The organism is Gilvibacter sediminis (genome assembly GCF_028561565.1).
GTDB classification, from domain to species: domain Bacteria; phylum Bacteroidota; class Bacteroidia; order Flavobacteriales; family Flavobacteriaceae; genus Gilvibacter; species Gilvibacter sediminis.
Genome location: NZ_JAQQTE010000020.1, coordinates 1 through 933 on the forward strand (window position 1 = coordinate 1; position 933 = coordinate 933).

Annotated in this window: 1 pseudogene; it reads right to left on the reverse strand. The window is 52.3% G+C overall.

What is annotated here, in order from left to right:
- Positions 1 to 933 (reverse strand): annotated as a pseudogene (locus POW22_RS12180) (hypothetical protein); the annotation flags it as partial.

Consider the following 933-nt stretch of genomic DNA (forward strand, 5'->3'; position numbering starts at 1 on the left):
CACAACGCTCCAAGGCATCCAGATCTCCTGGTGCGGCAATCACCGGTGGCAAGCTCACAATCAGCTCAAAGCTGCCCACACTCGCGCAGCCCGTTATTGGGTCAAACAAACGTACCCAGATCGTCTGTGGGTTGGTCGTGTTGACAAAAGCTGTTGGCGTTACAATAGGCATCACTCCTGCCAAGGCATCTGCCTCGCTTAAGTGGTAGCTCAGATCCAGCGTCGCTGGGTCTTGGGTGCCGTAGATCTCCGGATCCTTCGTCGTTAGATCAAACACCGCGATGCCGTCGTCGTCGTCATCACAGATCACAAAGTCTTCAATCTCTAGTGGGAGCTCTGGGGAGTTCAGTACAATCAGTTCCAACTCTACAATGGCAAAGCAGCCCGTTAGGGTGTTCTCTACTCTAGCGTATACGATCTGGCTGTAGGCCACTATGTTCGCATAAGGAGATACTAGTGGGAACAGATTACTTTGCGCGTCTGCCAGGGTCTCGTGGTAGCTCACCACCACATCCGGCTCACCGTTAATGATCTCGATGTCTCTATCGGTCAGTATAAAACTGTCCACAAAACCGTCGTTGTCTGCATCACAGATCTCAATCGGGGTGGGATCTGGGGTTGGACTCGGTTGTGGGTTTACTCGTAAGTCTAAGGTCACCACATCACTCACAAAACAGCCCGTGTCTGGGTCTTCTACCCGTACAAAGATCGTTTGTGGGTTGCTCATGTTGGTATAAGGACTCGTCAGTGGGTTGTCTCCAGTATCGGCATCCGCAGCAGTCTCGTGGTAGGTCACAATCAAAGAAGTGTCTCCACCCGTGATCTCTGCCGTAGCCAGCTCCAAGTCAAACTCCTCTACCTCGTCGCCCGGATTGTTCACATCACAAAGCTCTAGCGGTGTTGGTGGGAAGACCTCAGGTGGGAAGTTGACTA